At 69.3% G+C, this 26,069-nt stretch carries 29 protein-coding genes; 20 read left to right on the forward strand and 9 right to left on the reverse strand.

Annotation, left to right across the window (positions count from 1 at the left end; genetic code table 11):
- Positions 1 to 48: 48 nt before the first annotated feature.
- Positions 49 to 1,335 carry an Nramp family divalent metal transporter gene (locus tag AB8M46_RS14165; protein ID WP_037332982.1) on the reverse strand — a complete coding sequence of 429 codons (1,287 nt, stop codon included), beginning with the start codon at positions 1,333 to 1,335 and terminating at the stop codon, positions 49 to 51.
- Positions 1,336 to 1,456: 121 nt separating this feature from the next.
- On the opposite strand from AB8M46_RS14165, the gene hemB reads away from it, so the two are divergent.
- From hemB to AB8M46_RS14185, 4 genes are read left to right on the forward strand one after another with little or no spacing between them, the layout of a single operon-like run.
- Positions 1,457 to 2,428 carry a porphobilinogen synthase gene (gene hemB, locus AB8M46_RS14170; RefSeq protein ID WP_394360455.1) on the forward strand — a complete coding sequence of 324 codons (972 nt, stop codon included), beginning with the start codon at positions 1,457 to 1,459 and terminating at the stop codon, positions 2,426 to 2,428.
- A gap of 10 nt (positions 2,429 to 2,438) precedes the next feature.
- On the forward strand, positions 2,439 to 2,990 hold the full coding sequence (locus AB8M46_RS14175; RefSeq protein ID WP_016330932.1) for a hypothetical protein: 552 nt from the start codon (positions 2,439 to 2,441) through the stop codon (positions 2,988 to 2,990).
- A complete protein-coding gene (locus AB8M46_RS14180; protein ID WP_037332978.1) occupies positions 2,987 to 3,439 on the forward strand; it encodes a hypothetical protein in 453 nt (150 codons plus the stop codon). The genes AB8M46_RS14175 and AB8M46_RS14180 overlap by 4 nt, the downstream gene beginning before the upstream one ends.
- Entirely contained in the window at positions 3,417 to 3,791 is a 375-nt protein-coding gene (locus AB8M46_RS14185; protein WP_037332976.1) for a hypothetical protein, read from the forward strand. Before AB8M46_RS14180 ends, AB8M46_RS14185 begins: the two co-directional genes overlap by 23 nt.
- On the opposite strand, the gene AB8M46_RS14190 is transcribed toward AB8M46_RS14185, so the two are convergent.
- Positions 3,788 to 4,279: a tryptophan-rich sensory protein gene (locus AB8M46_RS14190; RefSeq protein WP_037332974.1), complete on the reverse strand. Its 492-nt coding sequence runs from the start codon at positions 4,277 to 4,279 to the stop codon at positions 3,788 to 3,790. The two genes, AB8M46_RS14185 and AB8M46_RS14190, sit on opposite strands and share 4 nt — an antisense overlap.
- Before the next feature lie 122 nt (positions 4,280 to 4,401).
- On the opposite strand from AB8M46_RS14190, the gene hemL reads away from it, so the two are divergent.
- From hemL to AB8M46_RS14230, 8 genes are all read left to right on the forward strand, one after another.
- A complete protein-coding gene (hemL, locus tag AB8M46_RS14195) occupies positions 4,402 to 5,706 on the forward strand; it encodes a glutamate-1-semialdehyde 2,1-aminomutase (protein WP_394360456.1) in 1,305 nt (434 codons plus the stop codon).
- The gene (locus tag AB8M46_RS14200) at positions 5,703 to 6,335 is read left to right on the forward strand and encodes a histidine phosphatase family protein (protein WP_016330937.1); all 633 of its coding nucleotides are present in this window, start codon (positions 5,703 to 5,705) and stop codon (positions 6,333 to 6,335) included. Before hemL ends, AB8M46_RS14200 begins: the two co-directional genes overlap by 4 nt.
- Positions 6,332 to 6,913: a TlpA disulfide reductase family protein gene (locus AB8M46_RS14205; RefSeq protein ID WP_037332969.1), complete on the forward strand. Its 582-nt coding sequence runs from the start codon at positions 6,332 to 6,334 to the stop codon at positions 6,911 to 6,913. The genes AB8M46_RS14200 and AB8M46_RS14205 overlap by 4 nt, the downstream gene beginning before the upstream one ends.
- 146 nt (positions 6,914 to 7,059) lie before the next feature.
- On the forward strand, positions 7,060 to 7,707 hold the full coding sequence (locus AB8M46_RS14210) for a rhomboid family intramembrane serine protease (protein ID WP_394360457.1): 648 nt from the start codon (positions 7,060 to 7,062) through the stop codon (positions 7,705 to 7,707).
- 173 nt (positions 7,708 to 7,880) lie between these two features.
- Positions 7,881 to 8,654 (forward strand): cytochrome c biogenesis CcdA family protein, encoded by a 774-nt coding sequence (locus AB8M46_RS14215; protein ID WP_378428862.1) that lies wholly within the window; start codon positions 7,881 to 7,883, stop codon positions 8,652 to 8,654.
- A complete protein-coding gene (locus tag AB8M46_RS14220) occupies positions 8,651 to 10,231 on the forward strand; it encodes a cytochrome c biogenesis protein ResB (RefSeq protein ID WP_394360458.1) in 1,581 nt (526 codons plus the stop codon). The genes AB8M46_RS14215 and AB8M46_RS14220 overlap by 4 nt, the downstream gene beginning before the upstream one ends.
- A gap of 5 nt (positions 10,232 to 10,236) precedes the next feature.
- Complete coding sequence (gene ccsB, locus AB8M46_RS14225; RefSeq protein ID WP_037332963.1) at positions 10,237 to 11,208, forward strand: c-type cytochrome biogenesis protein CcsB; 972 nt, start codon at positions 10,237 to 10,239, stop codon at positions 11,206 to 11,208.
- Between the two features lie 79 nt (positions 11,209 to 11,287).
- Positions 11,288 to 12,604: a MinD/ParA family protein gene (locus tag AB8M46_RS14230; protein ID WP_394360459.1), complete on the forward strand. Its 1,317-nt coding sequence runs from the start codon at positions 11,288 to 11,290 to the stop codon at positions 12,602 to 12,604.
- Here AB8M46_RS14230 and AB8M46_RS14235 read toward each other — a convergent pair.
- Positions 12,601 to 12,783, reverse strand: a complete 183-nt coding sequence (locus AB8M46_RS14235; protein WP_016330943.1) for a hypothetical protein — start codon at positions 12,781 to 12,783, stop codon at positions 12,601 to 12,603. The two genes, AB8M46_RS14230 and AB8M46_RS14235, sit on opposite strands and share 4 nt — an antisense overlap.
- Before the next feature lie 149 nt (positions 12,784 to 12,932).
- Complete coding sequence (locus AB8M46_RS14240; protein ID WP_005151795.1) at positions 12,933 to 13,145, reverse strand: BldC family transcriptional regulator; 213 nt, start codon at positions 13,143 to 13,145, stop codon at positions 12,933 to 12,935.
- Between the two features lie 248 nt (positions 13,146 to 13,393).
- Between AB8M46_RS14240 and AB8M46_RS14245 the strand changes: the two genes are divergently transcribed.
- Genes AB8M46_RS14245 through AB8M46_RS14255 form a run of 3 tightly spaced genes read left to right on the forward strand, consistent with a single transcriptional unit; the run spans position 13,394 to position 15,236 of the window.
- Positions 13,394 to 13,867 carry an Lrp/AsnC family transcriptional regulator gene (locus tag AB8M46_RS14245; protein WP_037332958.1) on the forward strand — a complete coding sequence of 158 codons (474 nt, stop codon included), beginning with the start codon at positions 13,394 to 13,396 and terminating at the stop codon, positions 13,865 to 13,867.
- A gap of 11 nt (positions 13,868 to 13,878) precedes the next feature.
- On the forward strand, positions 13,879 to 14,157 hold the full coding sequence (locus tag AB8M46_RS14250; RefSeq protein ID WP_016330946.1) for a DUF4229 domain-containing protein: 279 nt from the start codon (positions 13,879 to 13,881) through the stop codon (positions 14,155 to 14,157).
- A complete protein-coding gene (locus AB8M46_RS14255) occupies positions 14,154 to 15,236 on the forward strand; it encodes a PLP-dependent cysteine synthase family protein (protein ID WP_016330947.1) in 1,083 nt (360 codons plus the stop codon). Before AB8M46_RS14250 ends, AB8M46_RS14255 begins: the two co-directional genes overlap by 4 nt.
- A 237-nt stretch (positions 15,237 to 15,473) precedes the next feature.
- Here the strand turns inward: AB8M46_RS14255 and AB8M46_RS14260 are convergent, their stop codons facing one another.
- The 4 genes from AB8M46_RS14260 to AB8M46_RS14275 all read right to left on the reverse strand — a co-directional run bounded on the left by AB8M46_RS14260 (position 15,474) and on the right by AB8M46_RS14275 (position 18,782).
- Complete coding sequence (locus AB8M46_RS14260; RefSeq protein ID WP_394360460.1) at positions 15,474 to 16,343, reverse strand: 1,4-dihydroxy-2-naphthoate polyprenyltransferase; 870 nt, start codon at positions 16,341 to 16,343, stop codon at positions 15,474 to 15,476.
- Between the two features lie 84 nt (positions 16,344 to 16,427).
- Positions 16,428 to 16,586 (reverse strand): hypothetical protein, encoded by a 159-nt coding sequence (locus AB8M46_RS14265; RefSeq protein ID WP_162836880.1) that lies wholly within the window; start codon positions 16,584 to 16,586, stop codon positions 16,428 to 16,430.
- A gap of 62 nt (positions 16,587 to 16,648) precedes the next feature.
- The gene (menE, locus tag AB8M46_RS14270; protein WP_394360461.1) at positions 16,649 to 17,773 is read right to left on the reverse strand and encodes an o-succinylbenzoate--CoA ligase; all 1,125 of its coding nucleotides are present in this window, start codon (positions 17,771 to 17,773) and stop codon (positions 16,649 to 16,651) included.
- Positions 17,774 to 17,858: 85 nt separating this feature from the next.
- A complete protein-coding gene (locus tag AB8M46_RS14275; RefSeq protein ID WP_007030899.1) occupies positions 17,859 to 18,782 on the reverse strand; it encodes a 1,4-dihydroxy-2-naphthoyl-CoA synthase in 924 nt (307 codons plus the stop codon).
- A 57-nt stretch (positions 18,783 to 18,839) separates the two neighbouring features.
- On the opposite strand from AB8M46_RS14275, the gene menD reads away from it, so the two are divergent.
- The 3 genes from menD (at position 18,840) to AB8M46_RS14290 (ending at position 22,620) form a co-directional block, all read left to right on the forward strand.
- On the forward strand, positions 18,840 to 20,516 hold the full coding sequence (menD, locus tag AB8M46_RS14280) for a 2-succinyl-5-enolpyruvyl-6-hydroxy-3-cyclohexene-1-carboxylic-acid synthase (RefSeq protein WP_037332952.1): 1,677 nt from the start codon (positions 18,840 to 18,842) through the stop codon (positions 20,514 to 20,516).
- Positions 20,517 to 20,624: 108 nt separating this feature from the next.
- Positions 20,625 to 22,145, forward strand: a complete 1,521-nt coding sequence (locus AB8M46_RS14285; protein WP_125732004.1) for a M1 family metallopeptidase — start codon at positions 20,625 to 20,627, stop codon at positions 22,143 to 22,145.
- Positions 22,146 to 22,167: 22 nt separating this feature from the next.
- Positions 22,168 to 22,620, forward strand: coding sequence for a DUF3592 domain-containing protein (locus tag AB8M46_RS14290; protein WP_037332948.1), 453 nt, complete (start codon positions 22,168 to 22,170; stop codon positions 22,618 to 22,620).
- Positions 22,621 to 22,841: 221 nt separating this feature from the next.
- Here the strand turns inward: AB8M46_RS14290 and AB8M46_RS14295 are convergent, their stop codons facing one another.
- Positions 22,842 to 23,672 (reverse strand): inositol monophosphatase, encoded by an 831-nt coding sequence (locus tag AB8M46_RS14295; RefSeq protein WP_037332946.1) that lies wholly within the window; start codon positions 23,670 to 23,672, stop codon positions 22,842 to 22,844.
- 111 nt (positions 23,673 to 23,783) lie between these two features.
- Between AB8M46_RS14295 and AB8M46_RS14300 the strand changes: the two genes are divergently transcribed.
- The gene (locus tag AB8M46_RS14300; RefSeq protein ID WP_394360462.1) at positions 23,784 to 24,902 is read left to right on the forward strand and encodes a glycosyltransferase family 4 protein; all 1,119 of its coding nucleotides are present in this window, start codon (positions 23,784 to 23,786) and stop codon (positions 24,900 to 24,902) included.
- A 4-nt stretch (positions 24,903 to 24,906) separates the two neighbouring features.
- The gene (locus tag AB8M46_RS14305) at positions 24,907 to 26,010 is read left to right on the forward strand and encodes a glycosyltransferase family 1 protein (protein WP_037332944.1); all 1,104 of its coding nucleotides are present in this window, start codon (positions 24,907 to 24,909) and stop codon (positions 26,008 to 26,010) included.
- Positions 26,011 to 26,069 lie beyond the last annotated feature (59 nt).

Here is a 26,069-nt window from a genome sequence, read left to right on the forward strand (position 1 = left end):
AGACGCAGTGAAGGGGGCCTTCATGTACTTGGGCCGTCGGATGCGGCCTCAGCTGAAGAACTTCACGACCTCCGTGTACGCCAGGTAAGCGAACATCGCCAGGCAGATGCCCAGAAGCCCGTTCGACAGCCACCGCGAACGCCCTTCCCGCGGCACCCGTGACGTGTTCAGCAGCACCAGCAACGTCGCCGCCAGGAACGGCATGAACAACGCGCCCAGCACGCCGTAGATCACGGTGAGCTGGAACGGCTGGTCCAGGAACAGCAACGCCATCGGCGGGAAGGTCAGCCACAGCACGTATCCGCGGTACGCGACACTGCGTTCACCGGCCTTTTTCTCATACGCCTCAACGCTTTCCGTGGTGTTCGCGGGCAGCCGCAGAATGCGCCACCAGTCGGCGAAGAGCAGGCTCACGCCGTGCCAGACACCGATCACCGACGTGAACGAAACGGCGAAGAAGCCGATGAGGAACGGGATCCGCGCCCACTGCCCGTAATCCGCGGCGAGGGTGTCGCCGAGGAACAGCAGGCCCTTGTCGCCCGAGATGATCTTCTGGCCCAGCAACAGTTCCGCGCCGACGATCAGCATCGCGATCACGAAGATGCCGGTCATCACGTATCCGACGGCGTTGTCGGTGCGCATCATCGGCAGCCACTTCGACGAACGCCAGCCCTTCGCGAGCGTCCAGTAGCCGTAGGCCGCCATCGTGATCGTGCCGCCGACGCCGCCGACCAGGCCGAGGACGTAGACGAGCGAGCCGTCGGGCAGGGTCGGGACGGCGCCCTTGAACAGTTCGGCGAAATCCGGCACGACGAGGATCGCGGTGCCGACCACGGTCACGAACATGACGCCGGTGAGCACCGTCATCAGCTTCTCGATGATCGCGTAGCGCCCGAACCACACCAGCGCGAAGCCGAGCAGGCCGCAGATCATCGCCCAGTACCGCACCGAAATCGCGGGGAAGAGCGCGTTCAGCGGCAGCCCCGACGCGGACATGGCCGTCGCGCCGTAGACGAAGCCCCAGATCACCGCGTAGATCCCGAAATAGATCAGCGCCCAGATCCCGAGCGTCCGCCAGCCCGACAGGATCGTCCGGCCGGAGGTCAGATGCCAGCGGCCGACGGCTTCGGCCAGCGCGAGTTTGAAGATCGTGCCGACGAGCACCGCCCACAGCAGCGTGTACCCGAAGCGCGATCCGGCCACCATCGTCGCGACGAGGTCGCCCGCGCCGACCCCGGTCGCCGCGGCCATGATCCCCGGCCCGACCTGGCGCAGCCGTGCGCGCCAGCCGACGGGTGGTTCTTCCAGTTGGTCGGTCACCGTTGAACTCGACATGCCGTGGAAGGTAACCCAAGTCACACCGCGGAGGAATCGGACAAAGGTGACTCTTTACCGTTCCTTAGGAAAGGTTCGGCCGTTCACCGCCTCTCAAGCGGGCGGGAGTACCGTCGTGAGGGTGTTTCCCGAACATCGTCCCCGCAGGCTCCGTACCACTCCGGCGATGCGCAGGCTGGTCGGTGAGACGACGCTGCGCCCACGCCAGCTGATCCTCCCGATGTTCGTGGCCGAGGGCGCCGACGCGCCCCGCCCGATCTCCAGCATGCCCGGGGTCGTCCAGCACACCCGCGACACGCTGCGCAAGGCCGCCGTCGAGGCGGTCAACGCCGGTGTCGGCGGCCTGATGCTGTTCGGTATCCCGAAGACCCGGGACGCGGAGGGCTCCGGCGCGATCGACCCGAACGGCATCCTCAACGTCGCCCTGCGCGATCTGAGGTCCGAGCTCGGTGACGCGACGGTCCTGATGGCGGACACGTGCCTCGACGAGTTCACCGACCACGGCCACTGCGGCGTCCTCGACGCCGACGGCGGTGTCGACAACGACGCCACCCTGCGCGTATACGCGGAAATGGCGCTGGCGCAGGTGGAAGCGGGCGCTCACCTGCTCGGTCCGAGCGGCATGATGGACGGCCAGGTCGGCGTCATCCGCGGTGCGCTGGACCGCGCCGGGCACACCGACGCCGGGATCCTCGCGTACTCGGCCAAGTTCGCCAGCGCGTTCTACGGCCCCTTCCGCGAGGCCGTCGATTCGCAGCTGAAGGGCGACCGGAAGACGTACCAGCAGGATCCGGGCAACGTGCGTGAGGCGCTGCGCGAGATCGAGCTGGACATCGCCGAGGGCGCCGACATGGTCATGGTCAAGCCCGCCCTGTCCTATCTGGACGTCATCAGGGCCGCCGCCGAGACGTCGCCGGTTCCCGTCGCGGCGTACAACATCTCGGGCGAGTACGCGATGGTCGAGGCCGCCGCGGCGAACGGCTGGCTCGACCGCGAGCGCACGATCCTCGAGGTGCTGACCTCGATCCGCCGCGCGGGCGCGGACATGATCCTGACCTACTGGGCCGCCGAAGCCGCAGCTTGGCTGGATTAAGCTGCCCAGCGTGAGCGACAGCAAAGCCGACGAAACGGACGACGAGCGCCGTAAGCGCGGAATGTCCCCGGATCCGATCCTGCCGGGCCAGAAGCCGCCGAAGATCGTGGTGCCGAAGCCGGTCGCGATCTCGTTCTGGCTGTGGATCGTCGCCGGTGTCGTCCTGGTGGCCGGCCAGATCGCCCTGCTGGTGCTGAAAGACGAACTGACCGAGGGGATCCTCAAGCAGATCAGGGAGAACCCGGTCCCCGGCCAGCCCGCCGATCCGGCGCAGGTCGCGTCCGGCGTGAACACCCTGCTGTGGATGCTGTTCGGCGGTGCGCTCACCTTCGCCGTCCTGTTCGCGTTGTTCGCGTACAAGGCCCGCGAGGGGACGCGGTCGGCCAGGACGGTGCTCACCGTGGGGGCGGTCTTCCTGGTCCTGGTGGAGCTGTTGATCCTCCGCGGTTCGCTCAACGTGTTCCTGCTGGTGTCCACGTTGCTCGTGGCGATCGCGCTGGTCCTCATGTACTTGCCCAGCGTCTCCGATCATTTCCCGAAGGTCGGGCGCACGCTGCCATGACCGCCGAGCCGCCCCGCTACGACGAACCCGGCGTCGGCTGGACGGCTTTGCTGTGGGCGCCGCTGTTCGCCCTCGCCGGGCTGCTCGCCGAACTGGCGACCGGCGGCCCGGTCCATTGGCTCGCCTGGATCCTGGTCGCGGTGGGGCTGGTGGCGATCACCGTTCCCTGGGTCTACGCGCGCCGCCGGTATCTCTCGCTCGAAGTCACGGCGGATGGCTACCGGCAGGGCAAGGAAACACTGGAGGCGGCCAGGATCGCCGAGGTCCTCGAAGACGAGGCGCCGGTCGGCTCGCGCGTCCTCGGCGGCGGCTGGACGATCCCCAAGAAGTTCGGCGAAGTCGGGTTGAAGCTCGAAGACGGCGTGTTCGTGCGCGCTTGGGCGAAGGATCCGGACGCTCTTCGCGAGGCTCTCGGGGATTTGGTGCGTGCTCGCACCACAGAGTCATGAGAAACTGCTCACCGTGATCGACCTTCCCCAGCCGACCGGCGCCGATCTGTGGCCACCGGAGGACTCCCGGCCCGCGGCCCGGCTGCACAAACCCCTGCGCGCCGTGGTGGGGGCGGTCGAGCTGATCCTCGCCGCGCTCGCGGTGTGGGGTGCCTTCGCGTGCTGGAAGGCCGGTGTCGTCCCGGTCGTGATCACCTACGGCGAGACGACGACGCTGGAATCGCAGCGGTATTTCGGCGGCCCGCTCGCCGGCGCCATCGGGCTGGGTGTGCTGGCCGCGATCCTCGTGGTGGACGCGATCCGCCAGTTCCTGCTCGCCGTGCGCGCCAAGGGCCGCAAGCCCAAGGACTAGTTGAGCCAGACGACGGCGGCGTTGACCGCGGTCGAGTACAGCAGCCACAGCAGATACGGCACCAGCAGCCAGGCGGCGAGTTTCGACCGGCGCCCGAACTCCATCATCGTGACGGGCACCATGAAGTCCAGGACGACGACGTCGGCCAGGGCCAGGGCGTGCGCTCCGCCGGCGAAGAACAATGGCGTCCACAGCAGGGTCAGCAGCAGGCAGACGCCGTAGAAGGCGAAGCCACGTGTCTCGCCATCGGTCCGCCAGTAGCACCAGCCCGCGATGGCGACCACGAGGAGCAGGGCCGTCCACGTCGGACCGTAGAGCCAGCCCGGCGGCGCCCACGACGGGCGGATCAGCGCGTTGTGCGTTTCGGAGCGGGTGGCCACGGCGAGCGCGGCCACGACGCCGACGATCGCCGACAGCGCGATGAATCCGGCCAAGGCCTGCCAGCGCAGGCGACGGTGGTGGGTCGGTGGTGACGGCACCGTGGACACGTGGATTCCTCCGCGAGGGTTTCGACGCCGAGTACTTCCACCCTAGTGGGCCTGGTCACGCCATGCCCGGAACAGACACGACCTGGCGGCGGGTGTCATCGGGGATTTGCGAGACTGGGGAAGTGACTACCGGAGTCGATCAGTCCAAGGCATGGTTCGAACGAGCGAAGGCCGCGATCCCGGGCGGGGTGAATTCCCCGGTGCGGGCCTTCAACTCCGTCGGCGGCACCCCGCGGTTCATGGTGCGCGGCGAGGGACCGTATCTCTGGGACGCGGACGGCGCCCGCTATGTCGATCTCGTCTCCTCGTGGGGGCCGATGATCCTCGGGCACGCGCATCCGGATGTCGTCGCCGCCGCGCGCGAAGCCGCTGTCGACGGGTTGTCGTTCGGCACCCCGACGCGCGGTGAGGTCGAGCTCGCCGAGGAGATCATCGCCCGCGTCGAACCCGTGGAGCGGGTGCGCCTGGTCAACTCCGGCACCGAGGCGACGATGAGCGCGATCCGGCTGGCCAGGGGATTCACCGGCAGGCCGAAGATCATCAAGTTCGCGGGCTGCTACCACGGTCACGTCGACGCGCTGCTCGCCGAAGCGGGTTCCGGCGTCGCGACCCTCGGCCTCCCGACTTCGCCCGGTGTCACCGGCGCGCAGGCGGCCGACACGATCGTCTTGCCCTACAACGATCTCGATGCGGCCCGGAAGTCCTTTGTGGACAATCCGGACTCGATCGCCGCGATCATCACCGAAGCCGCCGCGGGCAACATGGGCGCCGTCGCGCCGGTCGACGGCTTCAACGCCGGGCTCAAGGAGATCGCGCACGAGCACGGCGCGCTGCTGATCATGGACGAGGTGATGACCGGGTTCCGCGTTTCCAAGGCGGGCTGGTTCGGCCTCGATGGTGTCGCCGGCGACCTGTACACCTTCGGCAAGGTGATGTCCGGCGGATTGCCCGCCGCGGCCTTCGGCGGTCGCGCCGACGTGATGGCGAAGCTGGCCCCGGGCGGGCCGGTGTACCAGGCGGGGACGCTGTCCGGGAACCCCGTCGCCGTCGCCACCGGGCTCGCGACGCTGCGCGCGGCCGACGACGCCGTGTACGCAGCCCTCGACGCCAACGCGAAGCGGCTCGGCGACCTGTTCGACCGGTCGCTGACGGAGGCGGGTGTCACGCACACCGTGCAGTACGCGGGCAACCTCGTCAGCGTGTTCTTCAGCGAGAACCCGGTGACGAACTACCCGGGCGCGCAGGCTTCGGAGACCTGGCGGTTCCCGGCGTTCTTCCACGCGCTGCTCGACAACGGCGTGTACGCGCCGCCGAGCGCGTACGAGGCTTGGTTCGTCAACGCGGCCATGGGCGACGCCGAGTTCGAGATCATCGAGTCCGCGCTTCGCGTGGCCGCCCGCGCCGCCGCCGAGGCGGTCCAGGCGTGAGCGCGACGACGATCGTGCACCTGCTTCGCCACGGCGAGGTGCACAACCCGGACAAGATCCTGTACGGCCGCCTGCCCGGCTTCAAGCTCTCCGACCGCGGACAGCGCCAGGCGCTGACGGTCGCCGAAGCGGTCGCGACGCACGACATCACGCATGTCGTCGCTTCGCCGCTTCAGCGCGCGCAGGAGACCGCCGCGCCGATCGCGGCCGCGCACCGGCTCGACGTCGAGACCGACGAGCGGCTCATCGAGGCGGACAACCAGTTCGAGGGCGAGCGGGTCGCCGTCGGCGATGGCGCACTTCGCGAGCCGAAGCACTGGCCGAAGCTGGTCAACCCGTTCCGGCCGTCCTGGGGCGAGCCGTACGTCGAGATCGCGCACCGCATGCTCGGCGCGATCCACCGCGCGCGGCGGGCGGCCGAGGGCCACGAGGCGCTGTGCGTCTCGCATCAGCTGCCGATCTGGACCGTGCGGCGGTTCCTGGAGGCGAAGCGGCTCTGGCACGACCCGCGCAACCGGCAGTGTTCGCTCGCTTCGCTGACCAGCCTGGTCTTCGAGGGCGAGGAACTCGTGCGGATCGTCTACAGCGAGCCCGCCGGGACGACCGACCCGAAGGTGACCGGGGCATGAAGCGTGCGCTGGCCGCCATGGCGGTGTTGATGCTCGTTGTCACCGGCTGCACCACCGGCAAGGACGCCGTCGTCACCGGCGGCTCATTCAACTTCGTGTCGCCGGGCGGGAAGGTCGACATCACCTACGACGTCGCGGAGCGCCAGCCGTCGCCGACGCTGTCCGGCGACGACCTGATGAACGAGGGCAAACAGCTTTCGATCGCGGACTTCCCCGGCAAGGTCATCGTGCTGAACCTGTGGGGCCAGTGGTGCGGGCCGTGCCGGGTCGAGGCGCCGGAGATGCAGAAGGTCTACGACCAGACCAAGGCGTCCGGCGTTCAGGTGGTCGGCATCGACCTGCGGGACAACGACCGGGCGCCCGCGCAGGACTTCATGCGGGACCGGAAGCTGACGTACCCGTCGATCTACGACCCGTCGGGGCGGACGCTGCTGCAGCTCTCGGGTTATCCGCGCAACATCATCCCGTCGACGATCGTGCTGGACAAACAGCACCGCGTCGCGGCCGTCTTCCTGCGGGACCTGCTGGCCTCGGACCTGCTGCCCGTCGTCCAGCGCCTGGCCGCCGAACCCGCCTGACCCCCTCCCGCGTTTCGTCCTCTGAATGCGGTCCTTGCGCGTGCAACGACCGCATTCAGAGGACGAAACGCGCTGGTCTGTCGGCCGGGGCGGCTATCCTCCTCGTCTCAGCCGCGTGACGGCTCTGAACTACTGGGGAGAAGGAAATGACGACCGCTTCGGACGTGCCCAGATCCGGTCAGCGTGACGCCGAGGCCATGATCGCGGAGGCCAAGAAGGCCTTCTGGGTCATGGTCGGCGCGCTGGTGGTGCTCTGGCTGATCCAGATCTACAACGCGGTGGACGGCTACGGTCTCGTGTTCGAATACGGGACGCGGGCACGCGAGATCAGCTCGCTGCCGACCGTGCTCACCGCGCCGCTCCTGCACGCCAGCTGGGGACATATCGAGTTCAACTCGGGGCCGCTGTTCATCTTCGGGTTCCTCGCGGCGTACCGCGGGGTGAAGAAGTTCCTCAGCGTCACGGTGCTGATCGCGGTGCTGAGCGGGCTCGGCGCCTGGACCCTCCACGACTCCGGCACGGTCGGCGTCGGAGCCAGCGGCCTGGTCATGGGCTACTTCGGGTACGTACTGGTGCGCGGGATCTTCGATCGGCACAAGATCGACATCGCCATCGGACTGGTGATGGCGCTGTGCTTCGCCTATCAGTTCGCGGGCCTGTTCCCGCAGGACGCGGGGGTCAGCTGGCAGGCGCACCTGTTCGGGTTCCTCGGTGGCCTGATCGGCGGCTGGGTGTTCCGGGACCGCCGTCCCAAGCCCGAGGTCACCGCGCCCGCCTTCCCGGCCATCCCCTGACCCCCTCCCGCGTTTCGTCCTCTGAATGCGGTCCTTGCGCGTGCAACGACCGCATTCAGAGGACGAAACGCGCGTGAGGGGGACGGGACCAAGGTCCTGACCGGGTGCGACGTAGGTCCCGTTGGGCCAGCCCCGGCGTTTTCACGCCGACCACACTGCCTACGCTCAGCCGGGTGAACTCCGTTACCGAGCTGGCCCTGTCCGGGCCGCTGCTGCTCGCGGCGGGTGTGGCGCTGCTGGCCGGGACGATCTCCTTCGCGTCGCCGTGCGTCGTGCCGCTGGTGCCCGGGTATCTCGCGTACCTGGCGGCGCTGGTCGGCGCGGACGCCCCCGCCGTCAGCGCCGACGAGGAGCGCAAGAAGGGCCGTTACGCCGTCGTCGGCGCGGCGGCGCTGTTCGTGCTCGGGTTCACCGTCGTCTTCGTGGTGACGCTGGGGACGCTGGTGTGGATCGCCGACGTCGTCGCGCTCAACGTGGACCTCCTCCAGCGCCTCGGCGGTGTGCTGACGATCGCGATGGCGCTGGTGTTCATCGGCTGGATCCCGGGGCTCCAGCGCGAGTTCCGCTCCCACCACGTACCGCGCGGCGGACTGTGGGGCGCGCCGGTGCTCGGCGCCGTGTTCGGGCTCGGCTGGACGCCGTGCATCGGGCCCACGCTGTCCGCGGTCATGTCCATGGCCAGCGCCACCGGGGGAGCGGCGGCGCGCGGGTACGTGCTGACCCTGGTCTACTGCCTCGGCCTCGGCCTGCCGTTCCTGCTCATCGCGTTCGGCACCCGCTGGGCCGTCCGCGCCACCGACTGGCTGCGCCGCCACGGCCGTCAGGTGCAGGTCTTCGGCGGCGTCCTGCTGCTGATCGTCGGCCTCCTGCTGGTGACCGGGCTGTGGGGCGACATGACCGGCTGGATCAGGAACACCCTCGTGACCGACATCAGGCTGCCCTTGTGACCACCACCGAATACCGTCAGACCCCGCTCAAGCGTGCCCTCGGTTTCCTGCGCAACACCTGGCGCGGTCTGACGTCGATGCGCACCGCGCTGGTGCTGCTGTTCCTGCTCGCGCTCGCCGCGATGCCCGGCGCCCTGCTGCCGCAACGGAACCTCAACGTCGCCAAGACCGACGAGTACATCGCCGCGCACGGCTGGTGGGGCGAACTGCTCGACCGAACCCAGTTCTTCGAGGTCTACGGCAGCGTCTGGTTCTCGGCGATCTACATCCTGCTGATGGTCTCGCTCATCGGCTGCCTCGCGCCGCGCAGCTTCGAGTACGCGAAGGCGATGCGCGCGAAACCCGTGCTCACGCCGCGCAAGCTCTCGCGGATGCCGCATCACGTGTCCACCACGACCGACCGGACCCCCGAGACGGTCATGTCGGACACGCACACGCTGCTCAAAGGCTGGCGCCGCGTCGAACGTGAAGAGGCCGACGGGAGCCGAAGCATCTCCGCCGAACGCGGGTACCTCCGCGAGACCGGCAACCTCGTCTTCCACTTCGGCATGCTCGGCCTGATCATCTTCTTCGCGCTGGGCAAGATGTTCGGCTACGAAGGCCAGGTCATCGTCCAAGCCGACGGCAGCCCGTGGTGCAACTCCGGCATCCTCGGCTACGACACCTTCAACGCCGGGCTGCGCGTCGACGGCACCGACCTCAACGCGTTCTGCATCCGTCTGAAGGACTTCGAGGCGCGCTACACCGAGAACGGGCAGGCGAACTACTACCACTCCAACATGGAGTACCAGTCCGGCGAGGATCTGCAGACCGGCGCGTGGAAGCCGTACGGGCTCGAGGTGAACTCGCCGCTGCGCACCGCGGGCGATCGCGTCTACCTGCTGAACTTCGGCTACTCCCCGAAGTTCACGGTGACCTTCCCCGACGGCACCGTGCGCACCAACATCACGCCGTGGCGTCCCGCCGACGAGCCGACGAAGCTTTCCGAGGGCGCGACGAAGATCGACCAGCCGGGTATCGCCGACCCGGTCGAACGCCGCACCCGTCAGCTCGCGATCACCGGCCTGCTCGCCCCGACCGCGTTCCTGCACGGCAACGTGCTGACGTCGTCGCGGCCCGAGGCGAACAAGCCGGCGGTGGCCGTCGACATCTACCGCGGCGACCTCGGCCTCGACGCCGGTCGCGGGCAGTCGATCTTCCAGATCGACCAGTCGCTCGTCGCGGACGGCAGGCTCAAGAAGCTCACCCGGCAGAACCTGGACCAGGGCCAGGAGACCGTGCTGGACGACGGCACGAAGGTCCGCTTCGACGGCGTCCAGGAATGGGTCGCCATCCAGGTCTCGCACGACCCAGTGCAGGGCTGGGTGCTGGTCTGCGCGGTCGCGATGCTGATCGGGCTGGCGGGATCGTTGCTGGTCAAACGGCGCCGGGTGTGGGTGCGGGTGACCCCGGCGCGTGAAGGTGAGACGGGTACCGTGATCGAGGTCGCCGGGCTGGCGCGCACCGATCAGGCGGGCTACGGCGAAGAGTTCCAGCGGATCAGCGACAAGCTGGTCCAGGGGCAGAGAGGCAACTAGAGGTCATGCCGATCAACGAGACGCTGTCCCAGTACAGCGACTACTCCTACACCACCGCGGCGGCGATCTACGTCCTCGCGCTGATGTTCGCCCTCGTCGAGCAGGGCTTCGGCGCGAAGGGCAGGCTCGCGGCGGAACGCAGCAAGCAGAAGGCCCGCGAGCTGGTCGGTGCCGGCGGTCCGCCTCCCGCTTACGGGACGCCCGTCGAGACGCCGCGCGAGGTCGGCCGCCCCGAGCGCATCGGCCGCATGGGCGCCGCGCTGCTGGTGCTGGCCGCGCTGCTGCACCTGGCCGCGATCGTGCTGCGCGGGTTCGCCGTGCACCGCGCGCCGTGGGGCAACCTCTACGAGTACGGCATGGCCACGACCTTCATCGCCGTCGTGACCTGGCTCGTCATCATGCGGAAGTTCCCGGTCCGCCACCTCACCGGCTTCCTGCTGCTGCCGGTCGTGATCCTGATGTTCGTCAACGGCACGATGCTGTACACGACGGCCGCGCCGGTGCAGCCCGCGCTCCAGTCGTACTGGCTGGTCATCCACGTCTCCGCGGCGATCATCGGCTCGGGTGTCTTCCTGGTGCCCGGTGTCGCGAGCGTCCTTTACCTTTTCCGCGCCGCGCACGACGACAACCCGGCGAAGTTCGCCAAGTTCGCCCCGAAGCTGCCCTCCGCGGACGTGCTCGACCGCATCGCCTACCGCACCACCATCTTCGCGTTCCCGATCTTCACCTTCGGCGTGCTCTGCGGCGCGGTGTGGGCCGAGGCGGCGTGGGGCCGGTTCTGGGGCTGGGACCCCAAGGAGACCGTCGCCTTCGTGGCGTGGGTCGTCTACGCGGCGTATCTCCACTCCCGGGCCACCGCGGGCTGGCGCGGGAAGCGGGCCGCGATCATCAACATCGTCGGTTTCTCCGCGACGATCTTCAACATGTTCTTCGTGAACCTGGTGACGTCGGGCCTGCACTCCTACGCCGGGGGCTGACCGTCGCCGCTGCGCGCGACCCGGCTACCGTCAATACTGAGGTAACGGGGGAAGACGTGCGCGGAGGAGGAATTCAGCGGTGACCGGACCCAGCGAAGAATCGGCTCCTGGCCACCCCGAACCGACCGAGAGCGCCCAGCCCTCGGAGTTGTTCTCCGAGGACAGGACGGACTCGGCGCCGCATCCGGCCGCTAGTGGTTTCGAGGCCGAGCCGACCCAGGTAGTCCAGCCCCAGTACCCGCAGCAGGGTCAGTATCCGCAGCAGCAGCCCGCTCCTCCGCTGCCGCAGCCCTCGCACGGGCAGCAGTACCAGCAGCCCTACGACCAGAACCTGCCTCCGCTGCAGCCTCAGCCGCAGCAAGCCGCTCAGTACCCGCCGCAGCAGCAGTACGCGCAGCCGCAGCCGCAGCCGCAGCAGGCGGTGCCGGGGCTTCCGCAGCCGCAGGGCAGGCACGCGCTCCCGGACGAACTCGCCACCGCGAGCCTGGTGAAGCCGCAGAAGCGCAAGCCGCAGTCGGGCTGGCGCAAGGCGCTTTACGTCGGCACCGGCAAGCTCGTCAATCCGGGGGAGAGCCCCAAGGACAGGCGTAAACGCGAACTGATCGCGCAGATCAACCAGCCGCTGCGCGGGTGCTACAAGATCGCGATGCTGAGCCTGAAGGGCGGCGTCGGCAAGACCACCACGACGACCACGCTGGGCTCGACGTTCGCGTCGCTGCGCGGTGACCGGGTGGTCGCCGTCGACGCGAACCCGGACCGCGGCACGCTCTCGCAGAAGATCCCGATCGAGACCACCGCGACCGTGCGGCATCTGCTGCGGGACGCGGACAAGATCACCAGGTACAGCGACGTCCGTTCGTACACCTCGCAGGGCGGGAGCAGGCTGGAGATCCTCGCCAGCGAGCAGGACCCGGCGGTCTCGGAAGCGTTCTCCGAGGACGACTACCGGCGCACGGTCAACCTGCTGGAGCACTTCTACAACATCGTGCTCACCGACTGCGGGACCGGTTTGATGCACTCGGCGATGAAGGGCGTCCTTGACGTCGCGGACGCGCTGGTGGTGGTCTCGTCAGGCTCCGTCGACGGGGCGCGCAGCGCGTCGGCCACCCTCGACTGGCTGGAGGCGCACGGCTATGGCGACCTGGTCAAACGGTCCGTCGCGGTGATCAACTCGGTGCGGCCGAAGGGCGGCTCGGTCGATCTGGACAAACTGTCGGCGCACTTCGGCGCGCGTGTCCGTTCGGTATGCCGCATCCCGTTCGACCCGCACCTGGAAGAGGGCGCCGAGATCGAACTGGACCGGCTCGACGAGGACACGCGGCTGGCGCTGCTGGAACTGGCGGCCACCGTCGCGGACGGCTTCGGCGGCCAGCAGTACCAGCCCATTCAGCCCTAGTCTTTGTCTTCGTCTTTACCTTTGCGCTGCTGCTCACCGAGCTTGCGCAGGAAGTCGGGGTCGTCGTCCGGGGCCAGTGTCGGTCGCGACGAGGGCACCCCGACACGCTCGATCCCGAACGCGCGCCACAACACCACGGCGACGGTGAGCGCTCCGATGGCCGCGAGCAGATAGATCATGCTCGGTCCCTTTCCGCGTGGAGGACGTTGCTCAGTCCCACGAGGCTAGCCTCTTTGCCGCGCGCGGGGGGACTCATGGATACCCCAATGTGACGAAGGGCGGTTACGAGCCCTTCGTCACTGGAGTCCTTTTTAGGGGAAATGCCTGGTCAGACCTTGCGAGCGGGCTCGCTGGCGTCGGTGGTCAGCTCGGCGAGGAGCTCGTTCACCTCGGCCTCGCGGAACCGGCGGTGCCCGCCGGGAGTGCGGATCGAGCCGATCCGGCCCGCGGTCGCCCAGCGGGTCACGGTCTTGGGGTCGACCCGGAACAGGGCCGCCACTTCACCGGGGGTGAGCAACCTTCCGCCCATGGTCGCGGTCATTTTCCGCCTCCTTCACGGTTTCGGTGCTAAACCGGAGGCGGGTCCGATGCCCGTCGTGCCGGGTAGCCAACACGGCAATCGTTGCATCTCACCCGTCAGGTACTCGAACGGTTGTCCATAGGTAAAGAGCCCTTAAAGGTCAAAACCGACAACCACGACATGCGCGGCTCGGTGCCCCGGTCTTGTCACGGATGTATGAAAACGCGCCCTGATCTCGCGAATCGGGCCGTGGCACCTAAGGTGTAGCGGTGGACCAGGTGGATCGGAAGATCATCGCGGCATTGCGGGAGAACGGGCGGGCTACTTACGCCGACCTCGGCCGGTCTGTCGGGCTCTCGGCGTCATCAGTGCACGAGCGGGTCGGCAAACTCGAGGCCGCCGGCGTGATCACCGGCTACCACGCCATGGTCGACCCCAACACGGTCGGACTCGGGGTGACGGCGCTGGTCGGCATCCATCCCACCGACACCGCGACCGAGGACGACGTCGCGGAGGCGCTCGGGGCTCTCGACGAGGTCGAAAGCTGCTACGCCGTCGCGGGTGACGAGGCCTTCGTCGTCAAGGTGCGGGTGGCGACCGTCGACGATCTGGAGAAGACCCTCGGCAGGCTGCGGCGGATCCCCGGCGTCGGCCGGACGAACACCACCGTCGTGCTCTCCACCCGCTTCGAAGGGCGGCCCAACAACGCGGGCCTGGACGAGGGCCGCAACGGCAACGCGTAGCCTGCGTTGATGTGAGCGATAATCACCTGCCCCGTGACCTGACGCTGTACGTGCTGGCCAGGTTCGTCCTGGTCGGGGTCATCGCGGGGGGCTTGCTGCTGGTCAACGTCCCGCTGCTGGTCGCGTTGCTGATCGGCCTGGTCGTGGGGCTGCCGCTGGGTCTGCTGCTGTTCCGCCCGCTGAACGCGCGCGTGACCGCCGGACTCGCGCGCCGCAACGAAAAGCGCGCTCGCGCCCGTGCCGAACTGCGTTCCCAGCTGCGCGGCGACCGAGCGGACGGCGCAGCGTGAGCCGTCTGCACAGCCGGAGCTGGGTCCGCGAAGCCGTCCGCATCATCGAGGCCGACGCGAACCGCAGCGCCGACACGCACCTGCACGTCTTCCCGCTCCCCGCCGAGTGGGGCATCGATCTCTACCTGAAGGACGAGTCCGTCCACCCGACCGGCTCGCTCAAGCACCGGCTCGCGCGTTCGCTGTTCCTGTACGGCCTGGTGAACGGCCAGATCGGGCAGGACACCGTGCTCGTCGAGGCGTCCAGCGGGTCGACGGCGGTTTCGGAGGCGTACTTCGCGCGGATGCTGGGGCTGCGGTTCATCACCGTGGTCCCGCGCAGCACGTCGCCGGAGAAGATCGCGCTCATCGAGTTCTACGGCGGCGAATGCCACTACGTCGACCGCGCGCCGGACATGTACCCGGAGGCCGAGCGGCTCGCCTCGGAGTGCAACGGCCACTACCTCGACCAGTTCACCTACGCCGAGCGCGCGACGGACTGGCGCGGGAACAACAACATCGCCGAATCCGTGTACGCGCAGATGCAGTCCGAGCGGCACCCCGTGCCGACGTGGATCGTCGTCGGCGCCGGGACCGGCGGCACGAGCGCCACTTTCGGCCGCTACGTGCGCTACAAGCGGCACACCACGAAGATCGCCGTCGTCGATCCGGAGAACTCGTCGTTCTTCGGCGCTTGGCAAACCGGGGCGCTCGACTACAGCACCGGCATGCCGTCGCGGATCGAGGGCATCGGGCGGCCGCGTGTCGAGCCGTCGTTCGTGCCCGGCGTGATCGACGAGATGCTCCAGGTGCCGGACGCCGCTTCGCTGGCGGCGATCCGCGTGCTGCGCGAGCGGACCGGGCACTGGGCGGGCGGCTCGACCGGGACGAACCTGTTCGGCGCGTTCACGCTGATCTCGCGGATGGTTTCGGAGGGGCAGGCGGGCAGTGTCGTCACGCTGCTGTGCGACGGCGGCGAGCGGTACGCGAACACGTACTACGACGACGCTTGGCTGGCGCAGAAGAACATCGACATCGCGCCTTATCTGGACAAGTACCGGGAGTTCCTGGTGAGCGGGAAGCTCGCTCCGGAGGCCTGAGGGCCTCTTACCTCAGGTGGCGCCGGATCACCAAAGGGAGCAAGGGACCTTTGCTACCACTTGGGCTACATGTGGTGACCGCGCCGCTCCCGGAGCACAACATCTAGTGCCCCAAAGCGAAAAACCCAAGGTGTGAACGGTCCGTTCACGCCCACTGTATGGATTTCGGGTCATCCAACGACCCGGAATCCACACAGTCGTGCATCAAAGGTCCGGTGACACCTCAGGGCGCCAGGATCACAGCGCCAGCGCGACCGCGGTCAGCACCGCCCACCCCAGCATCGCGAACCCGGTGTCCCGCAACGCCGGGATCAGCGCCCGACCCCGCGCGCCGCCGCCGACGGCCTTGACCGACTTCAGCAGCGACGGCGCGGTCAGCAGACCGAGCAGCGCCCACGGCGTCACGAAGGCGAGCAGCACGCTCACGACGTACGGGACGGCGACCAGCACCAGGTAAAGCCGCCGCGTGCCGCCATCACCGAGCCGGGTGGCGAGGGTGCGCTTGCCGGACTCGATATCGGTCGGGATGTCGCGGAGGTTATTGGCGGTCAGCACACCGGTCGAGAACGAGCCGATGGCGACCGCGCAGCCGAGCGCGGTCCAGCTCAACTGTCCGGCTTGGACGTACACGGTGCCCAGCACGCCGGCCAGCCCGAAGAAGACGAAGACCGCGATCTCGCCGAAACCGTAGTAGCCGTAAGGCTTTTTGCCGCCGGTGTAGAACCAGGCACCCAGGATGCAGACCGCGCCCATCGCCAGCAGCCACCACAATCCGCTGATCGCGACAAGCACGAGCCCCAGCACTCCGGCGAGCCCGAGTGCGACGAGAGCGGCTGCGAGGACGGCCTTCGGCTTCGCGACGCCGGAGCCGACCAGCCGCAGCGGGCCGACGCGGTTCTCGTCGGTGCCGCGGATGCCGTCGGAGTAGTCGTTGGCGTAGTTGACGCCGACGATCAGCGAAAGCGAGACCAGCAACGCGAGAATCGAGCGCGGCCAGGAGAAGCCGTCGAGCGCGATCGCCGCGCCGACGCCGGCGACCACCGGCGCCACCGCGTTGGGCAGCGTCCGCGGGCGCGCCCCTTCGATCCATTCACCAGCAGTCGCCATGCCGCCATTCTGGCCCTGGCGACTACCGGCCGGTATGCGGGGCTCGTCACCTGCCCGGCCATCGCGAGCAGGTGACGAACCGCCCTACTTCAGGTCGTCGATCGTGTCTTCCAGGGTCCAGGTGAGCGTGCCGCTGTTCGGAACGGCGGTCTCCGGTTCGTCCGCCAGCGCGGGCCCGGCCAAAGCGACCAGTCCCATCGTGACGGCGGTGCAGGCCAATACTGTGCGTGTCCAGCGCGTCATATGTAGACGTAAACCCGCGGGTAATGATCGTGTCAACAACGTCCCGGTAATCGGTGGGGAATTCACGACCTTCGTAGGAGATTCCTGACGGCCGCCCTGTCGACCTTCCCGGGGCCCCGCAGAGGGAGTTCTTCGGCGAATTCGACCCGCTTCGGAGCGGCCGCTGCCCCGGCTTCTTCACGGCACGCGGCACGCAGCGATTCGACGTCGCGACCAGCGCCGACGACGAGCGCGACGACGGCCTCGCCCCACTCGGGATCGGGTACTCCGACCACGCACGCGTCCCGGATTCCGGGCTGTGCGGTCAAGATCCGCTCGACGGCCGCAGCGGCCACCTTCACCCCACCGGTGTTGATCATGTCGTCGATCCGCCCGAGGATCTCCAACCGCCCGTCGGCCGTCCACCGGCCGCGGTCGGAGGTGCGGAACCGGCCGCCCTCGAACGCCTCCGCGGTCAGGTCGGGTCGCAGCCGGTAGCCATGCGCGAGGACGTCACCCGTGATACAGACCCGCTCGTCCTCGAGTTCGACGTGTACTCCGTCCAGCGGTACGCCGTCGTAGACGCAGCCGCTCGTGGTCTCGCTCATGCCGTACGCGGGCACGATCTTCACGCCCGCTTCGGCCGCGCGCTCGCGGAGCTCGGCGGTGGTCGCCGCGGCGCCGACGATGATCGCGTCGAAAGCGCGGGCCGCCGCGAGCCCCGGGCCGCCCGCGTCGAGCAACCGCCCGAGCTGGGTCGGCACGAGCGCGGTGTAGCGCGGGCCGTCCAGTGACAGCAGCGGCGCGGCCGCTTCGGCGAAGTCGCCCGGCCGGAAACCGGCGGCGTGCAGGACGGCAGGCGTCGTTCCGGCCAGCAGCGAGCGGACCAGCACCTGCAGCCCGCCGATGTACTGCGCCGGGGTCGCGAGCAACCAGTGCCCCGGCCCGCCGAGCCTCTTGTGCGTGGCGTGAGCCGAGGCGGCCAGCGCCGCCGCCGACAGCAGCACACCCTTGGGTTCGCCGGTCGACCCGGAGGTGGCGATGATCACCGCCGTCCCGGGCTCGGCCGGGCGGGCCGGTTCCATCGCGTCCCGCAGGGCCGCGGACGAGTAGGGGAGGACGGCCGAGCCGCCGTCGAGCGCCTTGGCCAGTGCCGCTGTCAGCTCGACGATCGACTCCGGACTCCCGTCCACCTCCACCGCACGCATCCCGCCACCCTACGTCCGCGTTTCGTCCTCTGAACGCGATCGTTGCGCACGCAACTACCGCATTCAGAGGACGAAATGCGGGAGGTCAGTAGTAGTACGGGAACGCCGACCAATCGGGGGAGCGCTTCTCCAGGAAGGAGTCGCGGCCTTCGACGGCCTCGTCCTGCATGTACGCGAGCCGCGTCGTCTCGCCGGCGAAGAGCTGCTGGCCGACCAGGCCGTCGTCGGTGAGGTTGAACGCGTACTTGAGCATCCGCTGCGCCGTCGGCGACTTGCCGTTGATCGCCCAAGCCCAGTCCAGCGCCTCGGCCTCGAGCTTCGCGTGCGGGACGGCGGAGTTGACCGCGCCCATCGCCTGCATCTGCTCGGCCGTGTACTCGCGTCCGAGGAAGAAGATCTCCCGCGCGAACTTCTGCCCGACCTGCTTGGCCAGGTACGCCGAGCCGTAGCCGCCGTCGAAGGAGCCGACGTCGGCGTCGGTCTGCTTGAACCGCGCGTGTTCGGCCGAGGCCAGCGTGAGGTCGCACACCACGTGCAGCGAATGCCCGCCGCCCGCCGCCCAGCCCGGGACCACGGCGATGACCACCTTCGGCATGAACCTGATCAGCCGCTGGACCTCGAGAATGTGCAGCCGGCCGGCCCTGGCCGGATCGATCGTGTCGGAGGTCTCCCCGTCCGCGTACTGATACCCGGAGCGTCCGCGAATACGCTGGTCACCGCCGGAGCAGAACGCCCAGCCGCCGTCCTTCGGCGACGGGCCGTTGCCGGTGAGCAGGACGCAGCCGACGTCCGAGCTCATCCGCGCGTGGTCGAGCGCGCGGTACAGCTCGTCGACGGTGTGCGGGCGGAAGGCGTTGCGGACCTCGGGACGGTCGAACGCGACACGTACGACACGTTTGCCTGAGCGGCTCTCAGAGGAGCGGTGGTAGGTGATGTCGGTGAAGTCGAAACCTTCGACCTCGGTCCACAAGGCGGGGTCGAACAGCTCGGAAACCTGGGCGTCATCCACGTTTGGGAGAATAGGACGTGTGGCCGTGAGTCGTAGTGTGAAACCCGAGGTCTGCCGGTGAATCCTTCCACCGCGCAGGCCAGGGTCATCGTCGACGAACTCGTCCGCAACACCGTGTCCCACGTCGTCCTGTGCCCGGGCTCACGCAACGCCCCGCTGTCGATCGCGCTGTACGACGCGGCGGCCGCCGGACGCCTCCAGTTGCACGTCCGCATCGACGAACGCGGCGCCGCCTTCCTCGCCCTCGGCATCGCCGCGCGCACCGGCCGCCCGGTGGCCGTGCTGTGCACCTCGGGCACCGCGGCCGCGAACTTCCACCCCGCCGTGCTGGAGGCCGATCGCGCGGGGGTCCCGTTGATCGTGCTGACCGCCGACCGGCCGCCCGAGATGCGGGCCGCCGGCGCGAGCCAGGTCATCGACCAGCACCAGCTCTACGGCAACGCCATCCGCTACTTCGACGAGCTCGCCGTCGCCGAACGCCGTGCCGGGCAGAACTCGTACTGGCGCGGCCAGATCTGCCGCGCCTGGAACGCCGCGTACGGCGAATGGCGCTGCGGTCCCGTGCACCTGAACATCCCGTTCCGCGAGCCGCTGGTGCCGGACGTCGACGATGACGGCGAGTGGTACGAGTCACTCGAAGGGCGTCCCGACGGTGCCCGCTGGACCGAGCTCCCCGACTTCGGCGCGCTTCCCTCGTTCGTGGTGCCGTCGGCCCGGTCCGGTCTGGTCATCGCGTGCGACACCGGCGTGCAGGCGGCCAGCGAATGGGCCGAACTGCACGGCTGGCCGGTCGTCTCCGAGACCGGCGGCATCGGGATGGCCGGCGCGACGGCGATCTCGTCCGGCGCCTGGCTGCTCGGGGTCGAGGAGTTCATCTCGCGGCACAAACCCGAACAGGTCCTGTGCATCGGGCGTCCGACGGTGTTCCGGCAGGTCCAGCGGGTGCTGTCCGATCCCGACGTCGAGGTGCTGCTGGTCCGGCCGGATTCGGACTGGCCCGCGCCCGCGCACAACGTCCGCCAGGTCGGCCAGTGGTTCGACGAGCCGTCCAAACCGGCCGATCCGGAATGGCTCGCGAGCTGGCAGCGCGCGGACCGGGCGGCGTCGGCCGCGGTGGCCGAGGCGCTGGCCGCGGAGCCGTGGCCGAGCGGGCTGCGCCTGGCGACCGAACTCGTCGACGCGGTCCCGGAAGGGTCGCTGCTGGTCGTGGGCTCGTCCAACCCGACGCGGGACGTCGCGCTCGCCGGACGGCTGCGGCCGGACGTCCTCGTGCACCGCAACCGCGGTGTCGCCGGGATCGACGGCATGGTCTCGACCGCGATCGGCGCCGCGACCGTCCACAGGGGACATTCGTACGCCCTGCTCGGCGACCTGACGTTCCTGCACGACGCGAGCGGCCTGCTGACCGGGCCCGCCGAACAGCGTCCCGACCTGACGATCGTGGTGCTCAACGACGACGGCGGCGGCATCTTCTCCCTGCTGGAGCAGGGTGCGCCGGAGCACAACGCCAGCTTCGAGCGCGTCTTCGGGACGCCGCACGGGGCCGATCTGGGCGCGCTGTGCGCCGGTTACCGCGTGCCGCATGTCGTCGCCGAGACGCTGACCGAGTTCCGCGAGGCGCTCAAGCCCGCGCCGGGGCTGCGGGTGGTGGAGGTCCGGGTGGACCGAACGCGTCACCGCGAACTGCACGCGCGACTCCGTACGGCGGTTTCCTCCGCGGTGCGGGCTGTCTAGCAGATTTTGCTCTCAGTCCAGGGGTTAGGAACCCCTCCTTTGGACGTGTCTGGAGCATGATCGGCTGGCTACGTTCGAGCGCGCTGACAAATCCTGGGAGGATTCGCAATGCGCTTGAAGACTCGCGCCGGCTTCGCCGGATTGACCGCGGGCGTCGTCTCGGTACTGCTCGCCGGCAGTGCGGCCGCCGCACCCGCGCCCGGCTCGATCGGCATCGGCGACCCGTACTACCCGCACGCCGGTAACGGCGGCTACGACGTCGGTCACTACGACCTGCGGCTGACCTATCAGCCGTCCACCGACCTGCTGTCCGGCGCCACGACGATCCTGCTCACCGCGACGCAGGACCTCTCGGCGTTCAACCTGGACTTCGGCCTGAAGGTGTCGAGCGTCCGCGTGAACAACCGGCCCGCGAAGTTCGCGACGTCGACCGACGGCACCGGTGAGCTGACCGTCACGCCGTCGGCGCCGCTGAAGAAGGGCCAGACGGCGACCGTCGTCGTGGCCTACGCGGACACGCCGTCGAAGGTGAAGATCGACGGCTTCACCGCCTGGAAGAAGACCCCGGACGGCGCGCTCGCCGTCGACGAGCCGCAGAGCGCGGCCTGGTGGTTCCCGTCCAACGACCATCCGACCGACCTGGCCACCTACGACATCTCGGTCGAGGTCCCGAACGACGTCGCGGCGCTGTCGAACGGCACGCTCGTGCGCAAGACGGTGCAGCGGCCCGGCTGGACGCGCTGGAACTGGCGCAGCACCAAACCGCAGGCGACGTACCTCACGTCGCTGGAGGTCGGCAAGTTCGAGGTGAACCAGCAGACCACTCCGGACGGTCAGCCGTTCATCACCGCGTACGGCGCCGACCTCGGCGAATCGCTCGGCGCGGCCAAGGCCAGCGTCGAGCGGACGCCGGAGATCACCGAATTCCTCGCCTCGAAGTTCGGGCCTTACCCGTTCGAGGCGCAGGGCGGTGTCGTCACCACCGGCATCACCTTCGCGCTGGAGAACCAGACGCGGCCGGTCTACGGCGCCCGGGCGTTCCGGTCCGGCTCCAACACCTCGGTCGTCGCGCACGAGCAGGCGCACCAGTGGTTCGGTGACAGCGTCACACTCGGCAAGTGGAGCGACATCTGGCTGAACGAGGGCTTCGCGTCCTACGGCGAGTTCCTGTGGTCGGAGGAGACCGGCGAGGGCACGGCCGACGAACTCGCGCAGTACATCTACGACTCGGTGCCCGCCGAGGACCCGTTCTGGCAGGTCCTGCCCGCCGACCCGGGCGCGGAGAACCAGTTCGACGCGGCCGTGTACGACCGCGGCGCGCTCGCCGTGCACGCGTTGCGCAAGGCCGTGGGCGACGACAAGTTCTTCCGGATCCTGCAGACCTGGCAGCAGGTGAAGAAGGCCAAGCCGGCGGTGATCCCGGAGTTCATCGCGCTGGCGGAGAAGATCTCGGGCAAGCCGCTGTACGACCTGTTCCAGACGTGGCTGTACACCAAGGGCAAGCCCGCGGTGGGCCCGAACGGCGCGCAGGCCGCTGCTCTGCGGGCCGCTGTGGCCCCGGTCGCACCGAAGTCCTACCCGCAGATCAAGGCGACGCACGAATTCCTCGCCGAGCGACACGCCCACTGACGGGTAGCGATACGCTCGCGGCGTGACGGCCAAAACGGAGCGGGTGAGGCGCATCGGGTGGTATGCCGCCCTCGTTGTCGCCTCACTCGTCACCGTGCTCGGTGTCTCGCTGCTGTTCGCCGCCATCCGCAACGACAACGCGATCGAAGCGGAACTCGGGCAGGCCACGGCCCAGGTCGAGTCGGTGACGTTCGACCGCACGATCATCAACTACGCCACCCCCGACGGGATCATCCACAGCCCGGCCAACGGCGTGCTCTACCCGTCGGGGCTGGCCGCCGGTCAGCTGGTGAACATCGAGTACGACGTCGGCGACCCGGAACTCGCGCGGGTGGCCGGGCGCTCGGCGGCGAACACGCTGCTGCCGCTGGGCAGCATGATCTTCTTCACCTGGCTGATCGCCGGTCCGCTGCTGTGGTGGATCCGGCGGCAGCGGCTGGCCTACCGGCGCTCGCTCGCCGAGTCCGCCGCCTGATCACGCGAGTCCCGCCCCCAATCACGCGAGTCGCGCGCCCAATCACGCGAGTCGCGCGTCCAATCACGTGTGTCGTCCGTCTGATCACGCGAGTCGTCCGATGCGGCACGCGGGCTCGGCGTGCGGAAACGGCGAACTCGCGTGATCAGACGGACGACAAGTGTGATCAGACGGCGAACTCGCGTGATCAGCGGCGGGACTCGCGTGATTGGGGGCGGAACTCAGCCGACCGAGTCCCGCCACCAGCCCAGGACCTCGTCCGCCACCCCGGGGGCAGCCACCAGGAGCGCGTCGACGGGCAGGGCGGTGTCCTCGCCGTGCCGGTCCAGCACCACGGCCCCGGCCTCGATGGCCAGCGCGACCGAGCCGGCGACGTCCCATTCGCGGTAGCTGTGCAGCACGGCCGCGGCCGCGTGCCCCAGCGCGACCTGCGCGATCGCCAGCGCCGCCGAGCCGAGCACCCGGACCCCGGCGTGCGCGGCGGCGGCCCGTTCGATGAACTGGCCCATCCCCGGCCAGACACCCTTGCGCGTCAGCTCCGTGCAGACGATCGCCCCGGCGGTGCCGCACCGGTCGGTCAGCTTGATCGGTTTGCCGTTCGCCCGGGCGCCGCGGCCGCGCGCGGCGGCGTAGATCTGGGCGCGGTACGGATCCGCGACCACACCCACCACCGGTCCCGAAGCGTCGATCAGGGCGAGGCTGTACGCGCACCAGGGCACCCCGGCGACGTAGTTCGCGGTGCCGTCGACCGGGTCGACCACCCAGCGGTATTCGGCGACGTCGGCACCGTGGTCGGCGCCGAATTCACCGCCGACGACGGGGATGCCGGGGAACTCCGCGGTCAGCACGCGGCGGGTGTGGCGTTCGAGGATCCGGTCCGTGTCGGTCACCCAGTCGAAGGGCGAGTCCTTCGGATCGGGCTGGGCGCCCCGGCCGGCGGTCGCGGTGATCACGTCGGTCGCGTCGTTGGCCAGCCGCCCGGCCACTTCGAGGGCCCTCGACACCAGCCCGGGCTCGACGGGCTGAGGCGGCCTAGACGACAGGAGGGTCATGCCTGCCTAGTGTGGCCGAGCCTGGTTTACGGAACACGACCTTGAGATGACATGTCGTCTGTTCCGTTTTTGTTGGCGTGGCCGTCACAACCGGATGCGACAGTGATCCGCGTGCGAGTCGCGATAGTCACCGAAAGTTTCCTGCCCCAGGTGAACGGCGTGACCAACTCCGTGCTCCGCGTCGTGGAACACCTCCGCGACCGCGCGCACGACGTGCTGATCATCGCCCCGGGACCGGGTCCCGTCGAGTACCTCGGCGCCCCGGTCGTGCGCATTCCCGCCCTCGACTTCCCCGGCGTGAACTCCCTTCCGGTCGGCGTGCCGACCAGGACGGTGCTCACCGCACTGGCCGATTTCGGGCCCGATGTGGTGCATCTGGCGTCGCCGTTTGTCGTCGGCGCGCGAGGGCTCGCCGCGGCCAGGCGGCTGCGCGTGCCGTGTGTCGCGGTGTATCAGACCGACATCGCCGGTTTCGCCGCCGCGTATGGCTTCGGCATCGCCGCGCGCGCCGCCTGGCGCTGGGTGCGCCGCCTGCACTCGCGGGCCGACCGCACGCTCGCGCCGTCGACGGATTCGGTGGAACAGCTGAAACTGCACGGGATCCCGCGGGTGCACCGCTGGGCGCGCGGCGTCGACATCGAGCGGTTCTCGCCGGTCCACGCCGATCCGGCCTTGCGCGCCGAACTGGCGCCGAACGGCGAACTGCTGGTCGGTTTCGTCGGCAGGCTCGCACCCGAGAAGGAGGTCGAGCGGCTGACCGCGCTCGCCGGGGTCGACGGGATCCGCGTGGTCGTCGTCGGTGACGGGCCGGAGCTGCCGATGCTGCGCGACCGCATTCCCGGCGCGGCGTTCCTCGGCGCTCGGTACGGCGAGGAGCTTTCCGCCGCGTACGCGAGCCTCGACGTCTTCGTCCACACAGGACCACACGAGACGTTCTGCCAGGCCATCCAGGAAGCGATGGCGTCCGGGCTCCCGGTGCTCGCCCCGGACGCGGGCGGGCCGAAGGATCTGGTCCTGCCCGGTCGCACCGGCTATCTGCTGCCCGCCGATCGCGCCGGATTCGCGACGGCGCTGGTGGACAAGGTGAACGATCTGCGTGACGAAGCGCTCCGGGCCAGGCTGGGGGAGAAGGCGCGCAAGGTCGTGCTCGGCCGGACCTGGCCGGCGGTCTGCCACGAACTGGTCGGCCACTACGAGGCCGTCCAAGGCAAAGTCGCTCGCGCGGCCTGACGAAATGCACATCGTCCAGCTGGCCAACTTCTACGGACCACGCTCGGGCGGGCTGCGGACGGCGCTGCACCACCTCGGCGCCGGTTACGTGGCCAGCGGCCATCAGGTGACCCTCGTGGTGCCCGGGCAGCGCCACGCGGACGAGACACTGCCCTCGGGCGTACGCCGGTTTTCCCTTCCCGCGCCACAGATCCCCGGCACCGGCGGCTACCGCGCGGTCGATCCGCATCGCGTGCGCGCGGTCCTGAAACGCCTGGAGCCGGACAGGCTGGAAGTGTCCGACAGGCTCACCCTGCGCGGCATGGGGGTGTGGGCGCGGCGCAACGGCGTGCCCAGCATGGTGATCTCGCACGAACGCCTCGACCGGCTGCTGGAGCAGTTCCTGATGCCCGAACCCGTCGCGCGGCGCGTCGCGGACGTCGCGAACCGGCGGATGGCACGGCACTACGACACGGTGGTCTGCACGACGGCGTTCGCCCGTGCGGAGTTCGACCGGATCGCCGCGCCGAACGTGCGGCGCGTCCCGCTCGGCGTCGACCTCACGACCTTCACCCCGGCCCGGCGCGACGACGGCTGGCGGCACACGCTGACCGGGAACGCCGACGCGTTGATCGTCCACTGTGGACGTCTGTCACCGGAGAAGCACGTCGAGCGCAGTGTGGACACCGTCGCCGAGCTGACCGAGGCGGGGCACCGCGTACGGCTCGTCATCGCGGGCGACGGGCCCCGGCGCCGGGCGCTGGAACGGCGGGCGCGCGGGCTCCCGGTGACCTTCCTCGGCTTCCTCTCCGGACGCGGCGACGTCGCACGGCTGCTGGCCAGCGCCGACGTCTCCCTCGCGCCCGGTCCACACGAGACGTTCGGGCTCGCGGCGCTGGAGGCGCTCGCTTCGGGCACGCCGGTGGTGGTCTCGGCGTCGTCGGCGCTGCGGGAGATCGTGCGGCCCGGCTGCGGCGAGGCCGTCGACGATCGTGCCCCCGCGTTCGCGGGCGCGGTCACCGGACTACTGGAGAGCCCGGAGGACGCGCGGCGTGCGGCGGCGCGGGCTCGCGCGGAGGAATTCGCCTGGCCACGGGCGGTGCGGGGAATGCTCTCCGCGCACACTTGATCACCGCAAGATCATTTGTATCTTCTTTGTACAACCGGCATTCATCGTCCCCTCACGCC

Source organism: Amycolatopsis sp. SB7-3 (assembly GCF_041021335.1).
Classification (GTDB): Bacteria; Actinomycetota; Actinomycetes; order Mycobacteriales; family Pseudonocardiaceae; genus Amycolatopsis; species Amycolatopsis japonica.